The organism is Bordetella petrii, from assembly GCF_020991325.1.
Lineage (GTDB): Bacteria > Pseudomonadota > Gammaproteobacteria > Burkholderiales > Burkholderiaceae_B > Bordetella_A > Bordetella_A petrii_E.
In genome coordinates, this window is the sequence record NZ_JAJMLX010000391.1 from 1 (window position 1) to 3,249 (window position 3,249).

General features: G+C 67.3%; 4 protein-coding genes and 1 pseudogene. 2 read left to right on the forward strand and 3 right to left on the reverse strand.

The features are described from left to right. The 3 genes from LPZ50_RS23450 to apbC all read right to left on the reverse strand — a co-directional run. The coding region (locus tag LPZ50_RS23450; protein ID WP_230665268.1) for a DUF3306 domain-containing protein at positions 1-585 on the reverse strand (585 nt) is incomplete at its 3' end. Further along, positions 582-1,142 (reverse strand): DUF3305 domain-containing protein, encoded by a 561-nt coding sequence (locus tag LPZ50_RS23455; protein WP_230665269.1) that lies wholly within the window; start codon positions 1,140-1,142, stop codon positions 582-584. The genes LPZ50_RS23455 and LPZ50_RS23450, both read right to left, overlap by 4 nt. Positions 1,143-1,150: 8 nt before the next feature. Continuing rightward, positions 1,151-2,239: an iron-sulfur cluster carrier protein ApbC gene (gene apbC / locus LPZ50_RS23460; protein WP_230665270.1), complete on the reverse strand. Its 1,089-nt coding sequence runs from the start codon at positions 2,237-2,239 to the stop codon at positions 1,151-1,153. Between the two features lie 186 nt (positions 2,240-2,425). On the opposite strand from apbC, the gene mobA reads away from it, so the two are divergent. Together mobA and LPZ50_RS23470 are read left to right on the forward strand one after the other, a co-directional pair. Beyond that, positions 2,426-3,019, forward strand: a complete 594-nt coding sequence (gene mobA, locus LPZ50_RS23465) for a molybdenum cofactor guanylyltransferase MobA (protein WP_230665271.1) — start codon at positions 2,426-2,428, stop codon at positions 3,017-3,019. Beyond that, positions 3,016-3,249: pseudogene (locus tag LPZ50_RS23470) on the forward strand (hypothetical protein); the annotation flags it as partial. The gene mobA and the pseudogene LPZ50_RS23470, both read left to right, overlap by 4 nt.

Consider the following 3,249-nt stretch of genomic DNA (forward strand, 5'->3'; position numbering starts at 1 on the left):
GCCCGACCTGAAGCGCGAGATCATCGCGCGGACCCGGGGCCGCAGCAGCGGGGAATGGATTGGACGCCTGGATTCCGCCGGCGTGCCCTGCGGATCTGCCGGCGGAGGCAAGCCCTGTGTCGCTTGCGGCACTTCCGCCCCGGTATCGGCATCGGGCTCGAACATGTCCAGCGCGCGCGCGCTGGCCAGGCGGCGCAGCAGCGGCGCCGGCAGGGGTTCCATGCGCGAATAGTCGTCTATATAGACATCCAGCCCATCCATCACGTTGTAATGGGGGTCGGAGAACAGCTTCTTCAGCGCCGCGTTTTTTACCTGCGGCGCGACCCGCGCGGCGACGAACGGCGAGAAATCGGAATCGGCGGTAAGGGCGCGCACATCGTCCAGCGTCAACGGCGGCGTTTCGGGCGCGGCCTGGCGGACGGCCGGCAATGTGCCCTGGCTGGCGGCGCCAGTGCCATCGGACGCATGCTCACCGCCTTGCGCCGGGTCGGCCGGCGCTTCGTCGGCCGCGGGCAGGCCCGCGCGGGCCTGGGTTTTGCGCCGCGACCAGCGGTGCAGGAAGCCGTCGTGTTCGGAGTCGGTCATGAGCCACCCTCGCCGCGGAATTTCTTGGTGGTGGACACCGAAGCCGGATTGCCGAAGCGGTCTTGCAGCGACTGGAAGCTGGCCGGGCGCTTGCGCCGCTTGGGCTCGGGCACATAGTGGGTGGCGATGAAGGCGTTCAGCCAGTCGACGATGACGGGCGGCGCCGGCACCTGCTCGACGGTTTCCTGCGCGTCCAGCCAGCGGCCGGCATCATGGTAGCTGAGCGTGACAATCTCGGGGCGGGCCCGCGGTTCCCCGCCGTCGCCGGCATCGTGCATGCGCCACAGCACGAACCAGCAGGGCGCGGGCGTGGTGGCGTTCAGCACGTAGCCTTCGGCATCGTCCTTGAATAGCCGCACGGTGTAGCCGGGATGCAGCCAGCGTTCCTGCGAGTGGTCTTGATAAAGCAGCCGCGCGGCGGTGCCGAAGGTGTCTTCGTTGGCCACCACGTCGTCCAGCACCCAGCGCCATTCCTGCCATTGGCTCATGGGCCCGGTGATGCGTTCCTTGCGCATCACCACGGCCACGTCCAGGGTCAGGGGCAGGGTGTCGCTCATGGCAGCCCCTAGCTTGCCCGGCTGATGGAAATGGCCGACAACTTCGAGGAATGGTCTTTGGCCATGGCGGCGATGGACACGGCCACCTGGCGGGCCACCGCCTTGTACAGGCCGGCGACTTCGCCGTCGGGGTCGGCCACCACCGAGGGCTGGCCGCTGTCGGCCTGCAGCCGGATATTGATGTCCAGCGGCAGGGCGCCCAGGTATGCCAGGTTGTAGTCGGCCGCCATCGTCTTGCCTCCGCCCGCGCCGAATATGTGTTCGGTATGGCCGCACTGGCTACAGACATGCATAGCCATGTTTTCGACCACGCCCAGGATCGGTACCCCGACCTTTTCGAACATTTTCACCCCCTTTCGGGCGTCCAGCAAGGCGATGTCCTGCGGGGTGGTGACAATGACCGCGCCGGTCACGGGCACCTTCTGGCTGAGCGAAAGATGGATGTCGCCGGTGCCGGGGGGCATGTCCACGACCAGGTAGTCCAGGTCTTTCCAGTTGGTCTGGCGCAGCAATTGTTCCAGCGCCTGCACCGCCATGGGCCCGCGCCAGATCATGGCTTCGTCGGCATCCACCAGGAATCCGATGGACATGACCTGCACCCCGTAGTTTTCCAGGGGTTCCATGGTGTTGCCGTCTTCGCTTTGCGGGCGCGCGGCTATGCCCATCATGAGCGACTGGCTGGGCCCGTAGATGTCGGCGTCCAGCAGGCCCACGCGCGCGCCTTCGGCGGCCAGCGCCAGGGCCAGGTTGACGGCGGTGGTGCTTTTGCCCACCCCGCCCTTGCCCGAGGCCACGGCGACCACGTTCTTGATATTGGGCAGCAGGGCCACGCCGCGCTGGGCCACATGCGGCGCGATGACCGAGCGCAGGTTGACCGACACATTGCCTACGCCGGGCACGCGCTTGGCGGCGGCGATCAGTTCGCCGCGCAGCGCGGCAACCTGGCTTTTGGCGGGATAGCCCAGCTCGACATCGAAGGCCACATCGGCACCGTCGATCTGGAGATTCTTGACCGCCTTGGGGCCGGCCAGCGGCTTGCCTGTATTGGGGTCGATTACGGCCTGCAAGGCCTGCAACAAGGTTTCGGAAGCGACCATGGGGGCCTGGTATGGAGAAGTCGTCAACAATGGCAAAGGCCGCCACCGCGGCCGCGTCGAGCCATGTTAGCAGAGGCATTTGCGCCACCGCACACCACCGCGCAGGCCCCGCTCGAAGAGGAGAGGGGGTCGTCTATACTGGCCGCCATACCGCGATGCTGAGCGCGGCGTTTTTTCTCGCGTCTTATGATCGACAAAACCGACATCACGGGCCTGATACTCGCGGGCGGGCGCGGCAGCCGCATGGGCGGCGTCGACAAAGGCCTGCAGAACTACCTGGGCATGCCCATGGCCGTGCACGCCTTGCTGCGGCTGTCGCCGCAGGTGGGCACGTGCATGATCAACGCCAACCGCAACCTGGGCGCCTACGAAGCCATGGGCGTGCCGGTATGGCCCGACAACCTGCCTGATTTCGCCGGCCCCCTGGCCGGGCTGGCCGTGGGGCTGGAACGCTGCGAAACCGCCTACCTGGCCACCGTGCCCTGCGACTGCCCGCGCTTTCCCGCCGACCTGGTCGAACGCCTGGCCGAAGCCCTGGCCAGCCAGGACGCCGACATCGCCATGGCGGCCACACGACAGAATGGCGCGCTGCGCACCCAGCCCGTGTTCTGCCTGATGAAAACCTCGCTGCTGTCCAGCCTGCTGGCATTCCTGCAAGGTGGACAGCGCAAGATCGACACCTGGACCAGCCAGCACCGCTGCGTCGAGGTGTGCTTCGACGACGCGCAGGCCTTTGCCGGCGCCAACACCCTGGCCGAACTGCAGCAACTCCAGCCATGACCCGCCCCTTGCCCCCCAGCCTTGCTTCCATTGCGTCGTGCATCAGCGGCTACGACCCCAGCGCCCTGCCCGTCGAGCAGGCCCGCGCCTTCATCGACCAACTGGTGCCGCGCCTGCGCGCCACCGAAATGCTGCCGCTGCGTTCGGCCCTGGGCCAGGTACTGGGGCGCGCGGACCTGCAGGCGCAATTCGCCAAGCAGGGTTTCGACGCGCAATGGATGACGCCTGCT

What these genes read in the sequence shown, in the direction of transcription:
- LPZ50_RS23455 (WP_230665269.1), bottom strand. Translation starts at nt 1,142, where the DNA reads ATGAGCGACACCCTGCCCCTGACCCTGGACGTGGCCGTGGTGATGCGC.
- apbC (WP_230665270.1), bottom strand. Translation starts at nt 2,239, where the DNA reads ATGGTCGCTTCCGAAACCTTGTTGCAGGCCTTGCAGGCCGTAATCGAC.
- mobA (WP_230665271.1), top strand. Translation starts at nt 2,426, where the DNA reads ATGATCGACAAAACCGACATCACGGGCCTGATACTCGCGGGCGGGCGC.